Annotated in this window: 11 protein-coding genes; 3 read left to right on the plus strand and 8 right to left on the minus strand. The window is 71.8% G+C overall.

The genetic code is table 11. The features are described from left to right. Nucleotides 1-384: 384 nt before the first annotated feature. Both Ade02nite_RS39485 and Ade02nite_RS39490 read right to left on the minus strand, forming a co-directional pair. Nucleotides 385-2,046 (minus strand): LTA synthase family protein, encoded by a 1,662-nt coding sequence (locus tag Ade02nite_RS39485; protein ID WP_203775176.1) that lies wholly within the window; start codon nt 2,044-2,046, stop codon nt 385-387. A 32-nt stretch (nt 2,047-2,078) separates the two neighbouring features. Further along, nucleotides 2,079-3,536, minus strand: a complete 1,458-nt coding sequence (locus tag Ade02nite_RS39490; RefSeq protein ID WP_203775178.1) for an aldehyde dehydrogenase family protein — start codon at nt 3,534-3,536, stop codon at nt 2,079-2,081. A 95-nt stretch (nt 3,537-3,631) separates the two neighbouring features. Here Ade02nite_RS39490 and Ade02nite_RS39495 point away from each other — a divergent pair, with 95 nt between their 5' ends. The 3 genes from Ade02nite_RS39495 to Ade02nite_RS39505 all read left to right on the plus strand — a co-directional run bounded on the left by Ade02nite_RS39495 (nt 3,632) and on the right by Ade02nite_RS39505 (nt 8,148). Then, complete coding sequence (locus Ade02nite_RS39495) at nt 3,632-4,438, plus strand: IclR family transcriptional regulator (RefSeq protein ID WP_239169374.1); 807 nt, start codon at nt 3,632-3,634, stop codon at nt 4,436-4,438. A 67-nt stretch (nt 4,439-4,505) separates the two neighbouring features. After that, a complete protein-coding gene (locus Ade02nite_RS39500; RefSeq protein ID WP_203775182.1) occupies nt 4,506-5,969 on the plus strand; it encodes an aldehyde dehydrogenase family protein in 1,464 nt (487 codons plus the stop codon). 142 nt (nt 5,970-6,111) lie between these two features. Then, complete coding sequence (locus Ade02nite_RS39505) at nt 6,112-8,148, plus strand: sensor histidine kinase (protein WP_203775184.1); 2,037 nt, start codon at nt 6,112-6,114, stop codon at nt 8,146-8,148. A gap of 454 nt (nt 8,149-8,602) precedes the next feature. Here the strand turns inward: Ade02nite_RS39505 and Ade02nite_RS39510 are convergent, their stop codons facing one another. The 6 genes from Ade02nite_RS39510 to Ade02nite_RS39535 all read right to left on the minus strand — a co-directional run bounded on the left by Ade02nite_RS39510 (nt 8,603) and on the right by Ade02nite_RS39535 (nt 16,173). Beyond that, nucleotides 8,603-8,989: a hypothetical protein gene (locus Ade02nite_RS39510; protein WP_203775186.1), complete on the minus strand. Its 387-nt coding sequence runs from the start codon at nt 8,987-8,989 to the stop codon at nt 8,603-8,605. A 303-nt stretch (nt 8,990-9,292) separates the two neighbouring features. Next, the gene (locus tag Ade02nite_RS39515; protein WP_203775188.1) at nt 9,293-9,802 is read right to left on the minus strand and encodes a hypothetical protein; all 510 of its coding nucleotides are present in this window, start codon (nt 9,800-9,802) and stop codon (nt 9,293-9,295) included. A 428-nt stretch (nt 9,803-10,230) separates the two neighbouring features. Beyond that, nucleotides 10,231-11,445: an MFS transporter gene (locus Ade02nite_RS39520; protein WP_203775190.1), complete on the minus strand. Its 1,215-nt coding sequence runs from the start codon at nt 11,443-11,445 to the stop codon at nt 10,231-10,233. 152 nt (nt 11,446-11,597) lie between these two features. Then, complete coding sequence (helR, locus tag Ade02nite_RS39525) at nt 11,598-13,739, minus strand: RNA polymerase recycling motor ATPase HelR (RefSeq protein WP_203775192.1); 2,142 nt, start codon at nt 13,737-13,739, stop codon at nt 11,598-11,600. 195 nt (nt 13,740-13,934) lie between these two features. Beyond that, complete coding sequence (locus tag Ade02nite_RS39530; RefSeq protein WP_203775194.1) at nt 13,935-15,920, minus strand: HEAT repeat domain-containing protein; 1,986 nt, start codon at nt 15,918-15,920, stop codon at nt 13,935-13,937. Next, entirely contained in the window at nt 15,901-16,173 is a 273-nt protein-coding gene (locus tag Ade02nite_RS39535; protein WP_203775196.1) for a TM2 domain-containing protein, read from the minus strand. The genes Ade02nite_RS39530 and Ade02nite_RS39535 overlap by 20 nt, the downstream gene beginning before the upstream one ends. Between the last annotated feature and the right edge of the window lie 4 nt (nt 16,174-16,177).

Below are 16,177 nucleotides of genomic sequence, written 5' to 3' on the forward strand. Positions count from 1 at the left end.
GCCACCGGGCCACCGGGCCACCGGGCCACCGGGCCACCGGGCCACCGGGCCACCGGGCCACCGAGCCACCGAGCCACCGAGCCACCGAGCCACCATTTTCACTCGGCGGCCGGTCGGGCAGTTTGCGACATTCAATTGTTAGACTGCACGGGCTGCGAAAAGGCCGGGATCAACGGAGTCGCGCACTTCCAGCATAGCGAGCCCCGCAACAGGTTTTGGGGCCACGGAAAAGCGTCCATCCCGCATTTCAACATAATCAAGATAGCGGCCAGCGAGCATCCGCGACAACCATTCGCGTCGCTGCCCCGTGCCTATTGCCGGGCCTCTGAAAGCCACCGCACCAAAGGACCACCGCAAAAGAGGACAGCCGCCCAAGGCGCCGGCTCAACGACCGCCCAGCGCCACCCCCGAAGCGCGCCCATACGCCGCGAAGAACTTGTCCCGGAACTCGTCCATGCGCCAGACCGGCGTGTCCTCGGTGGGCCGCAGGCCGTCCTGCCAGCCCCACGAGGCGATCCTGTCGAGGACCGTCCTGTCCTTGGCGATGATGGTCACCGGGACGTCGCGGCTGGCGTTCGGGCCTGTGATGATCGACATGGGCTGGTGGTCGCCGAACATGACCAGGACCAGGTTGTCGTCGCCGTATGTCGTCGCCCACGAGATGAGGCTCTCGACGGAGTAGGCGACCGATTTCGCGTACTGCTGCTGTGTCCTCGCCGGGTCGTCCCAGAGGGCCGAGCGCTCCACCTCGGTGCCGGCCATGCTGTGGAAGACCGAGCCGTCGCCGATGGTCTTCCAGTCGACCATCGACGGGACGTGGGTCCAGGGTTCGTGGCTGGACGTCAGCGTGATCTCGGCCATCACCGGGCCCTGCGCCTTGGCGTAGATCTCGCGCTGGAAGGTGGCCAGCGTGTACTGATCCGGTATGCGGGACCAGCCGAACTTGGGGCCCTTGTAGCCCATCGTGCGCGAGTCGAGCACGTGGTCGTAGCCGTAGAACTTCGCCTCCGGCCAGTCTTCCGTGTTGCCCGGTTCCACGCCCGCCGTCTCCCAGCCGGACTCGTGGAAGGCGCGGGTCAGGGTGAGCCGGTCGCCCTTGACCATCTCGTCGTACCGCCGCTGGCTGGTCACCCACAGGCCGGACTGGAACGAGCCGTGCGCCAGCCAGCTGCCCCCGCCGTACGTCGACGACGTCAGCCATCCCGTGCGCGCGTGGAAGCCCGCCGCCGTGAGCTGCGCCGACGCCGTCGTGAGGGCCGGGTCGAGCACCGCGTTCATCGCCGGGTCCGTGAGCACGCTGTGGCCGTAGCTCTCCACCACTCCGATGATCACGTTCTTGCCGCGGAGCCCGGAGACGAGGTCGGCCGGGGCTGCGGACCCATACGGATCATGCTGTACGGAGGACGCGAACTCCCGTTCGGAGCGGATCGTCGCGGGCACCTGCTTCGCGAGCGTCTTCACCATCGCGGCCGCCGAGTCCGAGGCGACCGGCGAGCGGGGGTAGAGGGTGAGCCCGCTGAGCGCCAGCGCCAGCCAGACCGCGGACAGGCCGATCAGCGTACGGCGTACCGGAAGCTGATGGTCGCCCGCCACCCGCGCGAGCCGAACCGCCGCCCAGGTCATGCCCGCCAGCACCGCGACGGTGAGCAGGATCGCCCCGGCCACCGCCAGGTTGGCCGTGGTGTGCCCGTCGGTCTCGGTGAGCGCGTTGTAGCCGTCGTGCAGCAGCGGCGGGTCGAGCACTGGGTCGAACTTGCGGCCCAGCACCGTCCGGAAGCCCGCGTTCGCGATCTTCAGGATGACCAGGACGCCGATGCCGAGGCCGAACAGGGCCGCCACCGGCCGCCGCCACCGGGGGCGGACCGCGAGCACCACCGCGCCCGCGAAGATCAGCTCCAGGGGGAGGCGGAGGAACGCCCCGGGCAGGAAGGCGCCGTCGGCCGGCCGGGCGATCGTGTCGGGCACCACCAGCGCGGCGACGAGGAGCACGGCCGCGAGGACGGTGACCGCCGGGCGGAGGACACGGCGGAGTTGTGCCAAGAGCATGCCGATCAGTACGGAGCGGGGCGGCGCATGGTTCAGAAGGGAAGATCACGGCCTTTGTCGCGCAGGGTGATCCATTGCAGCTCGGTGAAGTCCTCGTCGGCGAAGCGCAGCCCGAACCGGCCCCAGCCGGAGTCCTTGAGCCCGCCGAACGGCATCTGCGGCTCGTCGTTCACGGTCTGGTCGTTGATGTGCACGATGCCGACCTCGAGCCGCCGCGCCAGGTCGAGGCTGCCGTACGTGTCCGCCGAGATGATCCCCGCGGTCAGCCCGTAGCGCGACGCGTTGGCCCGGCGCACCGCGTCGTCCGCGTCCGCGGCGGTCTCCACCAGCGCCACCGGCCCGAACGTCTCCTCGAACGCGAGCTCCGCGGCGGCCGGCACGTCGGTGAGCACGGTCGGCGGGAAGCACGGCGGCGCGGCCGTCCCGCCGGTGAGCACCCGCGCGCCGAGGGCCACCGCCTCCCGCACCCGCCGCGAGATCAGCGACAGCGCCCATTCATTGATCAAGGGCCCGACCACGGTACGCGGATCGCGCGGGTCGCCGACCGGCAGCGCGGCCACCTTCGCGACGAACCGGCCGGTGAACTCGGCGGCCACCGGCTCCTCGACGATGATCCGCCGGACGCACATGCAGATCTCCCCCTGGTGCACGAACGCCCCGTAGGCCGCCGCGTCCACCGCCAGGGACAGGTCGGCGTCCGCCCGTACGATCAGGGCGTTGTGACCGCTGAGCTGCAGCACCGGCCGCTTGAGGTGACGCGCCGCGAGCTCGGCCAGGCGGCGCCCGGTGACCGTCGACCCGGTGAAGCTCACCCTGCGCACCAGCGGATGCGTGACCAGCGCGCCGGCGATCTCGCCGGCGTCACCCGGCGCGTGGGTGACCACGTTGACCGCGCCCGGCGGCAGCCCCGCCGCCGCGAAGATCTCCGCCCACAGGACGCCGCCGGTGATCGGCGACTCCTCCGAGGGCTTGAGCACCACCGTGTTGCCGAGCGCCAGCGGCCCGGCGATCGCGCGCCCGGCCAGGCTCAGCGCCGCGTTCCAGGGTGCGATCGCCGCCACGACGCCGACGGGACGGCGTACCGCCAAGGCTCGTGACCCCGGCAGATCGGTGGGCAGCACCTGACCGGTCGGCAGGTGCGCCAGACCGGCCGCCTGGCGCAGCAGCGCCAGGCAGAAGCCGAGCTGCACGCGCCCGAAGTAGGGCCCGCACCCCGTCTCGGCGGCCAGCAGCTCGAGCACCTCGTCGCCGCGGCGGGCCAGCTCGTCCGCGGCCCGGATGAAGATCAGCTGCCGTTCGCTCGGCGCCAGCGCCGCCCAGGCGGGGAACGCCGCGTGCGCCGCCTCGACCGCCAGCCGCGCGTCGTCCCCGTCGCCCGACGAGACCGAGGCGAGGACCTCGCGCGTCCACGGATCGTGGTCGGGATGCCGCCGGCCGCTCAGCGATCCGAGGACCGCCCCGCCGATGTGGTGCGACACCTCACGAGCCATGGCGAACCACCTTCCGCCGAGGACGGTAGGAGTGCCTTGCGTCACCCGTCAACGCGATGTTCGAATACCCGGAACGCCGCTCGAAGGAGTGCTCCGTGACCGGACCCGCGTCGAGCACGTCCCAGTCGCTCGAGCGCGGGCTGCGCATCCTCACCGAGCTCGCCGAGAACGGGCCGGTAATGGGCATCGCCGACCTGGCCCGCGCCGTCGGCCTCAACCGCAGCACCACCCACCGGTACGTGGCGACCCTCGCCGGCCTGGGCTTCCTCCAGCAGGACCCGGACACGCGCAAGTACTCGCTCGGCCCGCGCGTGGTCGACCTGGGCTTCGCGGCGATCAGCTCCATGGAGATCACCGGCGTGGCGGCGGGCTACCTCCAGGGCCTCGCCGACGAGACCGGATGCGCGGCCAGCATGGCGGTCCTCGACGGCGGCGACATCGTGTACGTGGAGCGGCGGCGCAGCCGGCGGCAGTCCGGCGTGCACGTCGACCTCAACCTGCACGTGGGCTCGCGACTGCCGGCGTACTGCACCTCGATGGGCAAGGTTCTGCTGGCCCACCGCGAGCCGGCGGCGCTGCGGCAGCTGCTCGACCGCACGGACCTCGCCCGCCGCGGCCCGCGCACCATCACCGTGCGCGAGCAGCTGGTAGGAGCGCTGGCCGCCGTGCGGCGCACCGGCATCGCGGTCAACGACGAGGAGCTGGCGCCCGGCCTGCGCTCGATCGCCGCGCCGATCCGCGACCGGTCCGGCCACGTGATCGCGGCGATCAACATCGCCGTGCACCTGACGACCTGGACCGCGTCCGTCGAGTCGGTGATCGCGCGGCTGTCCGGGCCGCTGCTGCGGACCGCCTCGGACATCTCGCACCAGCTCGGCTACCGACCCGATTCGAATATCTGAAACACGGTGTTGATTGCTCGGAAACAGGCGGCCTAGGGTCGGCCTACATTTCCCCCGGGAGGGCACCATGGCACTGCTCGACGAGGACCGCTGGCACGATCTGCTGCACATCGACGGCATGTGGCGCGCCGGCGGCGGCGAGTCCATGGACGTCGTCGAGCCCGCGACCGGCGGCGCCCTCGCCCGGGTCAACCTCGCCACCCCGGACGACGTGGCCGCCGCCGCCCGCGCGGCCGCCGCCGCCCAGGTGTCGTGGGCAGCGACGCCGCACACCGAGCGCGCCGCCGTGCTGCGCCGGGCCGCCGCGCTCTGGGCCGAGCACGCCGAGGAGATCACCTGGTGGAACGTGCGCGAGGTCGGCGCGATCCCCGGGATGGCCGCGTTCGCCGTGCACACCGCCGAGCAGGAGTGCTGGGAGGCCGCGTCGCTGCCCGGCCGCCCGTACGGCGAGCTCATCCCCACCGGCGAGCCGCGGCTGTCGATGACCCGCCGCTACCCGGTCGGCGTGGTCAGCGTGATCTCCCCGTTCAACGTGCCCATCATCCTGGGCATCCGGTCGGTGGCGCCCGCCCTCGCGCTCGGCAACGCCGTCCTGCTGAAGCCCGACCCCCGCACGGCGGTGACCGGCGGCCTGGTTCTGGCCCGCATCTTCCAGGAGGCCGGCCTGCCCGACGGTGTGCTCCAGGTGCTGCCCGGCGGCCGCGACGTGGGCGAGGCCGTGGTGACCGCCCCCGAGGTCGCGGTCATCTCGTTCACCGGCTCGACGGCGGCCGGGCGCCAGGTCGGCGCGCTCGCCGGACAGCACCTCAAGCGCGCCCACCTGGAGCTCGGCGGCAACTCGGCCCTGGTCGTCCTGGAGGACGCGGACGTCGACGCCGCGGTCAACCTGGCCGCCTGGGGCAGCTGGTTCCACCAGGGCCAGATCTGCATGACGACCGGACGCCACCTGGTGCACGAGCGCCTCTACGACGACTTCGTCGAACGCCTCGCGGACAAGGCCGCCAAGCTCCCCGTCGGCGACCCGGCCCGCGACCAGGTCGCCCTGGGCCCGATCATCGACGCCGGCCAGCGCGACAAAATCCATTCCCTGGTCACCGCCAGCGCCTCCACCGGCGCCCGGGTGGCCGCCGGCGGCGAGTACGACCGCCTCTTCTACCGTCCCACGGTCATCACCGAGGCCACTCCCGCCACACCGGCCTTCACCGAGGAGATCTTCGGCCCGGTGGCTCCCGTTGCCCGCTTCGCCAGCCTCGACGAGGCGGTCTCCCTGGCCACCACGTCCGAGTACGGGCTGTCCCTCGGCATCGTCACCCGGGACGCCATGCGCGGCGTCGAGCTCGCCGACCGCATCCCCACCGGCATAGCCCACATCAACGACCAGACCGTCAACGACGAGGCCAACGCCCCGTTCGGCGGCACCGGGGCCTCCGGCACCGGCTCCCGCTTCGGCGGCGCCGCCGCCAACATCGAGGCGTTCACCGACACCCGCTGGGTCACGGTGCGCAGCCAGCCGGCGTCCTTCCCCTTCTGACGCTCCTCACCGCCAACGCCGCCTCTCTTCCCGCACCGCAACCCGCGTCCCGCCCCCTGCGCGCACCGCAACCCGCGTTCCGCCACCCCAGCCTTGCGCAAAGCGGACATTTCACCTGCCATGCCCGATATCATGATCAGTTGTGATCGACTACCGGCTGCTGTTCCGGAGCGCCCCGACGCCCCTGCTGGTGCTCGACCCTGACCTGGTGATCGTCGAGGCGAACGACGCCTACCTCGCCGCCACCATGACCGAGCGCGAGGACATCGCCGGACGGCACATCTTCGACGCCTTCCCCGACAACCCGGACGACCCGGAAGCCGACGGGGTAGCCACGCTCGGAGCCTCCCTGCAACGCGTGCTCCGCGACCGCACTGCCGAGGTGATGCCGATCCAGAAGTACGACGTCCCTCAGCCCGGCGGCGGGTTCGCGACCCGATACTGGGCGCCGGTCACCGTACCGCTGGTCAACGCCCGCGGCGAGGCGGAGCTGCTCGTGCACCGGGTCGAGGACGTCACCGCGTACGTCCTCTCCCAGACCCCCGACCGGCTCGCCGAGGAGCTGCGGCGGCGCATCGGGCAGGAGGAGGCGGAGCTTCTCTCCCGTCGCCGGCTGCGCCAACAGCAGGCGGCCCTCCAGGCGCTCGCCGACGGGCTGGACACCGCCGTGTTCGGCTGCGACGGCCTCGGCCACCCGGTGCTGTGCAACGACGCCGCCCGCGCCATCGCCGGCGACCGGCTCAACGGCGCCCGCGCCGAGCAATGGCCACAAACCCTGCACCTGTACGACGCGACCGGGCGCCCGCTGTCGGAGACGACCAATCCGCTGCTGAGCGCGCTGCACGGTCAGCACATCCGCGACGCCGAGGTGGTCATGCGGCCACCGGGTGTCCCGCCGCGCACCTTCCGGATGCACGCCCGGCCCGTCGAGGGCCGCTCCGGCGTGGCCGCCGTGGTCGCGATGCACGACGTGACCGAGCTGCGACGCGCCGCCCGCCTGAGGGAATGCGAGTTCGAGATCGCGAAGGCCATCTCGAGCGCCCAGCCCACCGACGACGTCCTGGCCGTCGCGGTCGAACTGATCGGCTCCATCATCGGCTGGGCGGCCACCGAGTTCTGGACCCTCGACGAGGTGGGCAACGTCCTGCGCCGCACCACGTCCTGGTCACCCAGCGATCACCCGCCGCTCCACACATCCGGCGACACCCTGCCGCCGGGTGACAGCCTCCCCGCCCGCGCCTGGCAGGACAGCACCCCCCTGTGGGAGTCACCCCTGGGCGACGACCTGGCCTCGCCGCAGGCTGCCGGCGGGCCGCGCCTGCGGGCCGCGCTGGCCGTTCCGGTGCCGAGCGGCGCCGACGTGCTGGGCGTGCTGGTCTGCTACAGCGAGACGCCGGAGGTGCCGGACGACACCCGCACCGCGATCCTGACCGGCATCGGCGCCCAGTTGGGCGGCTTCCTGGAACGCCGCCGCGCCGGCAGCCTCGCCGCCGAGCTCGACCGCGTCCGCAACGAGTACGTCGCGCTGGTCGGCCACGAGGTGCGCACGCCGTTGACCAGCATCCAGGCGTACGCGGACATGCTGATCGACGACCCCGGCCTCGGCTCCGACGTGCGCGACATGGTCGAGGTGATCCACCGCAACGCCGGCACCCTCGCCGTCATCGTCGGCAAACTGCTGGACGTCGCCGCCCTGCGCACCGGCCATCTCGAGGTGAACCGCCGCCCGATGGACCTGTCGACGGTCGTCCACGAGGCCGCCGAGGCCGCACGCGCCCGCGCCCACAAGGACGTGACCATCGAGGTGAACGCGCCCCCGTCGACCCGGATCCACGGCGACCCGGACCGCCTGCGCCAGGTCCTCGACGAGCTGGTGAACAACGCACTGATCTGGGCCCCCCAACACTCGACCATCGGCGTCACCTTGAACGCCGACCCCCACGCCGCGGTCCTGAGCGTGTCGAACACCGGCGAGCCCATCCCCGCCGACGAGCGAAGCCGCCTGTTCGACCTCTTCTTCCGCGGCGGCGCCGCCCGCCACAGCGCCCGCCCCGGCTTCGGCCTGGGCCTGACCCTGGCCCGCACGGTCGTGGAGCAGCACGGCGGCACCATCGCGGTGAACGACCCCGAGGAGGCCACCACCGTCTTCTCGGCGCGCCTCCCCATCGGCCCGGCCTGAGACACACCTGCCCGGCCACCCGGCACCGTCCGGTGTCAGCCCACGCCCGACACCTGAAACGCGCCGGGCGGCCCGGCCCAGCCGTCAAGGGCCCGCACGCCTCACGCCTGAAAGGCGCCGGGCGGCACCTCGACCCCCGTGGCCAGGGCCGTGAAGCCCACCAACGGGCCGCCGTCCGGTGTCATGTATGCCAACGTCACTCCACTCTCGACATCGAGCACGTGGCACACCGGCCGCGGCTTCCTCGGCGGCGGCGCCAGCATCACCGACCACGCCGCCCGCCCGATGGTCTCCGGCGGAACGGAACGTTCCGCTCCGCCAAGGCGAGCACCCCAGCATGCCGAGCACCACATGACACGTCCCTCACACGGAACGGAACATTCCGCTCCGCGGACCGGGCTCGCCGACGTGCTTGCGGGTTCAGGGCACTCGAGTTTCCGTGGCGCCGTGCCGGTCAGGTGTGGCGGAGGGCTTTCCGCCGAACGTGGCAGAAGTAGCCCGCGAGCACTACGTAGAGAACGGCGAAGCAGACGGCCACCGTCCTCTGGTTGTCTGGCGTATCCGCGAACGAGGCGCTCAACGCGAGCAGGGCCGCGACCAAGAGCAACGTCATGGGAATGGCCTTGTCGCTGCGGGTCCAACCACGGCCTGGGCGCTGCGCCTGCGCTGTGAGTTCGGCAGTCAGCGCCGAAGTTGCGAGCACCACCAGCACGAACGGGATGACAGGCGCCCACGGGTCGTCGGCATGGTCGAACAGTGCGGCTCCTACCAACGGCGCGAGCACGCTCAGGAACGCCGCTCTCGAAACTCTGCCAAGTGGGGCGGCCTCGGAAACTCTCACGACTGCCCAGTATGAGCGGAAAATCAGGACACGTGCGCCTCAACGGCCGAGGCGGACATCGCCGGTGAATATCACGCGACGGCCTCGTCGCCGGGCCGCTAACCAGCCCGCACCACCCTGCTGAGAGCCGTCACCGGCCGGCGGCACCCAGCAGAAAGCCGGGACAACGGCACCCAGCAGAAGCCGGTACCAACGGCACCCAGCAGAAAGCCGGGACCCACGGCACCCAGCAGAAGGCCGGGACCGACGGCACCACCCGGCATCGAGCCGTCACCGCGCTCCGGCTTCCCGCTCACGGCGAGTTCAGCGGCCCACCGACGCCCAGTCCGTCGGCGCCGGGGGCACGAGTTCGCCCGCCGACCAGCGGTTGAGCCGGTTCTCGATCTCGGGGAGGTCGGTGGCAGGGAAGCACACCTGGAGCAGCCGCAGCGCGAACGACGACGGCATGGTCTCGTCGAACATCGCCAGGTCCATCGGCTTCACGGTGACCTGCCAGGCCTGCGGGGCGGCCCAATGCGTCGTCCGTACGTAGAAAGCGTCGCGGGGGCCCGCCTGCGCGAGGGCGGTCAGGAAGCGCAGGCCGTCCTGGATCGGGAAGTCGACGAACGCCCAGCCCTTGCGGGACTCGACGTACGTGATCATGTGCGGCAGCTTCTCGGCCCAGGAGGCGTTGCTCTCGCCGGCGTCCTGGCAACTGGTCAGTGTCGTGAAGCCGGTGCGCCACAACGCCGAGATCAGCGGCGCGATGAGCTCGTCGATCTCGGCGCTGCGGTCGCCGACCCGCACGGTGACCGTGGGATGGACATTCGTCATTCGCCGGAGGCTACCGAAGCCGAGGCGGCGTCGGCAGCAGGCCAGAAAGAGGCGCGCAGCGCGCGAAGGGGGCCCGCACTCGAAGGAGAACGCCGATCGAAACATGGTGTGCGCTCAAAGACGGACGCGCGCCCCAAGACAAGTGCGTACTCAAAGACGGACGCGCGCCCAAAGACAAGTGCGTACTCAAAGACGGACGCGCGCTCAAAGACAGGCGCGCGCTCAAAGACAGGCGCGCTCAAAGACAGGCGCGCTCAAAACGAGTCGCACGCCGAGACGGATACACGCCCCAGGACGAGCGCGCGCTCGGAGAAGGCGGTGCGCCCCAACACGAATGCGCGCTCAAAGATGAGGCGCACCCCAACACAGATGCGCGCCCCAAGACCAACACGCGCTCAAAGTACAACCCGCGCTCCAAAAGACCCGCGCTACGAGGACAGTGACGACACGGGAGAAGGCGACGACGACGAAGCCGGCGACAGAGACGAAGAGCCCGAGGAGGACCGGGCCCGGGCCAGCGCCGCCGCGCCGCCCATCACCGCGAGGCCGGCCACCGTGATCGCAGCGCCCGACCACAACGGGGACGCGTAGCCGAAGCCCGCCGAGATGGTCAGGCCGCCGGCCCAGGCGCCGAGGGCGTTGCCCAGGTTGAAGGCGGCGATGTTCGCGCCGGAGGCCAGGGTGGGGGCGCCGGCGGCGTACTGCATGACGCGGGTTTGGAGGCCGGGCACCGTCGCGAAACCGAACGCGCCCATCAGCAGGAGCCACACGACGGTCGCCGCCTGGTTCGAGGCGGTGAGCGCGAAGCCGGCCAGCACCACGACCAAGCCGGCGAGCACGGCCAGCAGGGTGCGGTCGACGCCTCGGTCCGCCGCGCGGCCGCCGAGGACGTTGCCGATGAACAGGCCCACGCCGACGATCACGAGCAGCCAGGGGACGGCGCCCGAGGAGAAGCCGCTGACGTCGGTGAGCGTGTAGGCGATGTACGTGAAGGCGCCGAACATGCCCCCGAAGCCGAGGACCGTCACGATGATCGAGAGCCACACCTGAGCCGACTTGAAGGCGCTGAGCTCACGGCGTACCGACGAGGCATTGGGGCCCTGCGCCGGGACCAGGGTGAGGATGCCGATCCAGGCGACCACGCCGACCGCGGTGATCGCCCAGAAAGTGGAGCGCCAGCCGGCGGCCTGGCCGAGCAGGGTGCCGAGCGGCACGCCGAGCACGTTGGCGGCGGTGAGGCCGGTGAACATCATGGCGACCGCGGCGGCCTTGCGCTGCGGGGCGACCAGGCCGGCGGCGAGCACGGCGCCGATGCCGAAGAACGCGCCGTGGCACAGCGCGGCGACGATGCGGCCGGCGAGCATCATCTGGTACGTCGGCGCGACGGCCGACAGCAGGTTGCCGGCGATGAACAGCAGCAGCAGGCCGAGCAGCACGGGCTTGCGTGGCAGCCGGGTCGTCGCGACCGTGAGCACGAGCGCGCCGACCACCACCGCGAGCGCGTAACCGCTGATCAGCCAGCCCGCCGCCGACGACGAGACGCCGAAGTCCGCGGCCACTTCCGGCAGCAAGCCCATGATCACGAACTCGGTCAAACCGATACCGAAGCCGCCGATGGCGAGGGCCACCAGTCCGAGAGGCATTACGTCCACACCCTTTCTTGCGTACGCTGATAGTTGCGCACGCGTCGTAAAAGGTAGGCGTGCGCGGATATAAGGCGCAAGCAACTACCGGTGTGGCACCGGACACGGCGGTGGCCGCGCCCCGCAGGAGCGCGGCCAGCCGATCGGAAGGTTCAGCTGGTCAGGATCACGAGTTGCTGGGTCGCGCGGGTCATCGCGACGTACCGGTCGACCGCGCCCTCGATGCCGTCGCCGAAGCCCTCCGGGTCGATCAGCACGACGAGGTCGAACTCGAGGCCCTTGGACAGCTCCGGCGTGAGCCACCTGACCTTCTCGTGCGTGCGGGACTGCGGCGAGCGTCCGATCACGCAGGCGACCCCCTCCCCCTCGCTGTGCTCGGCGAGCCAGCCCGCGAGGATCGCGTCCAGGCCGGCGACCGGACCGTGCATCACCGGGACCCCGCTGGTGCGGATCGACGTCGGCACGTTCGCGTCCGGGAGCACCGCCCGGATGACCGGCGCCGCCTCGGTCATGATCTCGGAGGGCGTGCGGTAGTTGATCGTCAGCGCGGCCATCTCGACCCGCTCCAGGCCCACCCGGGCGAGGCGCTCCCGCCACGACTCCGTGAAGCCGTGCCTCGCCTGCGCGCGGTCCCCCACGATGGTGAAGCTGCGCGAGGGGCACCGCAGCAGCAGCATCTGCCACTCCGCGTCGGTCAGCTCCTGCGCCTCGTCGACCACGATGTGCGCGAACGGCCCCGCCAGCACGTCCGGGTCGGCCTTCGGCAGCACGTCCTCGTTCACCAGCACGTCGCGCAGGTCCTGCTGCACCAGCATCTTCATCAGGCCCTCGCCGTCGTCGTAGTCGGCCGACGCGATCAAATCGTCCACGACACGGTCCATCCGCGCCCGCTGATCGGCCACCTCCGCCTCCTGGCGACGGCGGCGCCGGGACTCCTCCGGGTCGCCGAGTCGCTGCCGTGCCGCGTCCAGCAGCGGCAGGTCCGAGACGGTCCAGGCGTGCGGGTGGTCGCGCTGCAACCTGCGTACGGCATCGGAAGTCAGCCACGGCGCGCAGTGCCGCAGATAGGCGGGCACCGACCACAGGTCGCCCACGATGTCCGCCGCCTCCAGGATCGGCCACGCCCGGCCGAACGCGGTCGCCAGCTCCCGGTTGCGCGCCAGCGACCGGCGCAGCAGGCTCTCCGGCTCGTCGCCGTCGTACTTCGCCACCAGGATCGTGAGCAGCTCCTCCCAGACCTGGTCGCGCCCCTCGTTGTGCGGCGTCCCCGGGCCCGGCGCCTCGAACGCCTCCGCCCAGTCCTGCGCCGTCAGCCGGATCTCCGCGTCGTCCGTCGCCACGATCATGCCCTGGGCGGGCGGCTCCTCGTAGAACCGCACCGCCGTCTCGACGGCCCGCACCATCTCGGCCCCGGCCTTCAGCCGGGCCACCTCCGGGTCACGCTCCTCGGTCGCCTCCCGTCCTTGCGGTACGAGGTCCCGCAGCGTGCACGTCTGCACGTCCTCCTCACCGAGGCTCGGCAGCACGTCGGACACGTACGCGAGATACGGCTCGTGCGGCCCCACGAACAGCACCCCGCCCTGCCGCTGCCCCAGCCGCGGATCGGAATAGAGCAGATACGCCGTACGGTGCAGCGCCACCACCGTCTTGCCCGTGCCCGGCCCGCCGTCCACGACCAGCGCACCCCGCGACCCGGCCCGGATGATGGCGTCCTGGTCGGCCTGGATCGTGCCGAGCACGTCGCGCATCTTCGCCGACCGGTCGCTGCCGAGGCTCGCGATGAACGCCGACTGGTCGTCGAGCGCCGCGTTGTGCTCCAGCCCGTCCGGGGTGAACACCTCGTCCCAGTAGTCGGTGACCCGGCCCCGCGTCCAGCGGTACCGCCGCCGGCTGACCAACCCCATCGGGTTCGCGTGGGTGGCACCGAAGAACGGCTCGGCCGCCGGCGAGCGCCAGTCGACGAGCAGCCGCCGCCCCCGGCTGTCGGTGAGCCCGAAGCGCCCCACGTACACCGGCTCGCCGTCGGCACCGACCATGCGCCCCAGGCAGATGTCGAGGCTGAAGCGGCGCAGCGCCCGCAACCGCGCCGTCAGCCGCTTGACCGCGTCGTCCCGGTCGACCGCCTGCCGCCCCTTGCCCGCCGGCGCCCGGCGCTCGATCTCCAGCTGAGCGCTGAGCTCCGCGATCGATTCCGCGAGACTCTGCGCCACCACGGCGAAATGCTTGTCGTCCTCGGCGATCAGCGCCGGATCGCCCTTGGCGGCAAGATTGGCCGGCAACTCAAATGCGTGCATGAAAATGCCCCCCGATAATCACCGGCAATGCGGCCTACGGCGGACGATTGTGCAGCACAACCGGACTCTTGCGGCAAGACCCCCCATGTGCTATATGTTAGAAGTGGCGGGAGGTAGTCCATTCCTCTCGTCTTTTCTTTTGCCCTTTCGCGTCAGCCACTCACCCCTTTCGCGTCAGCCACTCACCCCTTCGCGTCAGCCACTCACCAGGGCCGCGGCCGCGGCGCGGAGCCGCTCGTCCTCGGTGAAGGTGCGCCAGCTCCCGAAGCACGACAAGCGGTGCGGGCTGTCCAGCACGGCGCGCGCCACGGGAACCGGCGCACCCATGTGAGCCAGATACTCCAGGGCAGTGATCATCACTGGCCGGCATGTCCCCTCGGCCAGGGGACGGACGATCTCGGCGAGCACCGGGACGGCGATCGACGGGTCGCCGGTGACCCGGTAGTGAGCGAAAGCCGCCTCGGCTCGTACCCACTCCTCCTCCGACCCCGCGAGCCGCATGAGCCGGTCGGCGGCCGGGCCCGCTTGGGCGCCGAGGTCGCGCAGCAGTCGTAAGGCAAGGTGATCCGACGTGCGATGCAGCGCCGCGAGGGCCGGCGCGGGATCGGCGGTGATCCGCCAGTACGCCCACGCCGCAGCCGGCAGCTCGACGTGGCGGAGCAGTTCGGGCACCGCGGGCGCGGCGACCCGGCCGATACCGCCCAGCGCCTGAGCGGCCATGGCGCGCGCCTCGTTGTCGGCCAGGAGCGGGATCAGCAGGGGCACGGCGGGTGCCGCTGCCGCGCCGAAGGCGCCGATGAGGCGGCAGATCCCCTGAACCGGGCCCGGGTTCGTCAGCTGCCTCATGATGGCGGGCACCAGGGCAGCGGCGTTGCCGGCGAGCGGGCCCACGACCTCTTCGACGCTCGGCAGCCGATAGCCGCCCCACTCCCCTGGCCCGGCCGAATACTCGGGGCTGCGCGAGAAGGCGGCCACACGCTCCCGCAGCAACGGCAGACACCGGTCGTCGCGGAGCCGGGCCAGCGCCCAGGCCGCCGCGTCGCGGTCGCGCCCGGTGCTCCGCGCCGCGAGCTCGGCCAGGCGGTCGGCCGCGCGCGGATCGGGTACGCAGGCCAGCAGGTACGCGGCCCGGAACCGCACCTCGGCATCGTCGTCGCCGAGACAGCCGGCCAGGAACTCCGTGAGCTCCGGCGGCACGGCCCGCCACCGCGCGAGCAGCGCCGCGACCTCGTCCAGGCCCGTGATCCGCTCGTCGCGGCTCGTGCCCGACCCCGTCAACGTCAGAGCGAAGGCAGTCCGGGCGGGCGGGTCGTCACGCAGCAGGGCCCCGGCGGCATGGCGCACCATCGAGGCCCCCGTCCCGCCGCCGTACCACGCGGAGTGCCGCCAATCGGCCGCGCTCGGATCACGAAGTGCAGCGATGATCCACGAAAGCCGGGCGGGCGCGAGCTCGGGCTCGGTCGGCGCCAGGGCAAGCAGCGCCGCGAGCGCGCGCTGCGGGTCACCCGGGCGTCCACCGCCGTGCTGAACGGAACGCTCTCCCGCACGCCACCTGCCGCGCAAGGCAGAACGATCCGTCTCGCCACCTTCGCCCCGTTCCGCTTCCCGACGCAGGTAAGAACGCACGTCCGCGTCCTCCGGGTACCGGTTCAGCAGCTCACCGAAGGCCAAGGTGAGATCCCACCGCGTCACCTCGTCCCGCTCGACCGCTTGGCGCCGCCAGAGGGCCGCCCGCACCATTCGGTACGGCAGCCCGGGCCTGCTCACCAACCACAGGGCCTGGCGCCGCACGCCGGCGTCGGGATCGTCGACCAGCGCGACGATGCGGGGCAGGACCCGTTCGAGCGCCGCCGGCCAAGCCTCGTCCACGTAGCGCGGCGAGACGGCGGAAGCCTCGTCGACCGTTGCGCCGAGCAGCTCGACGAGGTCCACGCGGTGATGGAGCGCCCGGCCCTCGGCCAGGTCGAGCAGGAAGGGCAGCGCCGCGGGCACCGCCGAGCAGATCCAGCCGCCCTGGTGCAGAAGCTTGTTCCCCAGGTCTTCGTGGGCGTCGAGCACGGCGTCGGGATCGTCCTCGGCGCAGCGCCGAAGGAGCGCGGGCACGTCGGAGGCGTCGCCGTAGTTGTGCTCCAGACGCGCCCACGGGACGTCGTCGAGTCCGTCAGCCTTCCACGATGCCATGACGCGCCATGATGGCAGCTCGGCGCTCGCGGTTGACGGCCCGCACCCGCCGGCCGACGAAGAAGACGTCGGCGAGCGTCCACACGCCGAGGCCGCCGAGCGTGAAGAGCATCGCGACGGACCGGCCCGTGTCACCCAGATAGAACCGGTGACCGCCGAAGATGCCGGTGACGAGCCACAGCCCGTACGCGACACGCGCGTCCTTCGCGACAGCGGCGAACTCGAACTCCGCCCGGGCCAGCGTCAGGTCCATCGGG

This window comes from Paractinoplanes deccanensis, from assembly GCF_016862115.1.
GTDB lineage: Bacteria > Actinomycetota > Actinomycetes > Mycobacteriales > Micromonosporaceae > Actinoplanes > Actinoplanes deccanensis.

Coding starts and splice junctions, on each gene's coding strand:
- Ade02nite_RS39500 (WP_203775182.1), top strand. CDS start 4,506: ATGGCACTGCTCGACGAGGACCGCTGGCACGATCTGCTGCACATCGAC.
- Ade02nite_RS39490 (WP_203775178.1), bottom strand. CDS start 3,536: ATGGCTCGTGAGGTGTCGCACCACATCGGCGGGGCGGTCCTCGGATCG.
- Ade02nite_RS39485 (WP_203775176.1), bottom strand. CDS start 2,046: ATGCTCTTGGCACAACTCCGCCGTGTCCTCCGCCCGGCGGTCACCGTC.
- Ade02nite_RS39520 (WP_203775190.1), bottom strand. CDS start 11,445: ATGCCTCTCGGACTGGTGGCCCTCGCCATCGGCGGCTTCGGTATCGGT.
- helR (WP_203775192.1), bottom strand. CDS start 13,739: ATGCACGCATTTGAGTTGCCGGCCAATCTTGCCGCCAAGGGCGATCCG.
- Ade02nite_RS39515 (WP_203775188.1), bottom strand. CDS start 9,802: ATGACGAATGTCCATCCCACGGTCACCGTGCGGGTCGGCGACCGCAGC.
- Ade02nite_RS39530 (WP_203775194.1), bottom strand. CDS start 15,920: ATGGCATCGTGGAAGGCTGACGGACTCGACGACGTCCCGTGGGCGCGT.
- Ade02nite_RS39535 (WP_203775196.1), bottom strand. CDS start 16,173: ATGGACCTGACGCTGGCCCGGGCGGAGTTCGAGTTCGCCGCTGTCGCG.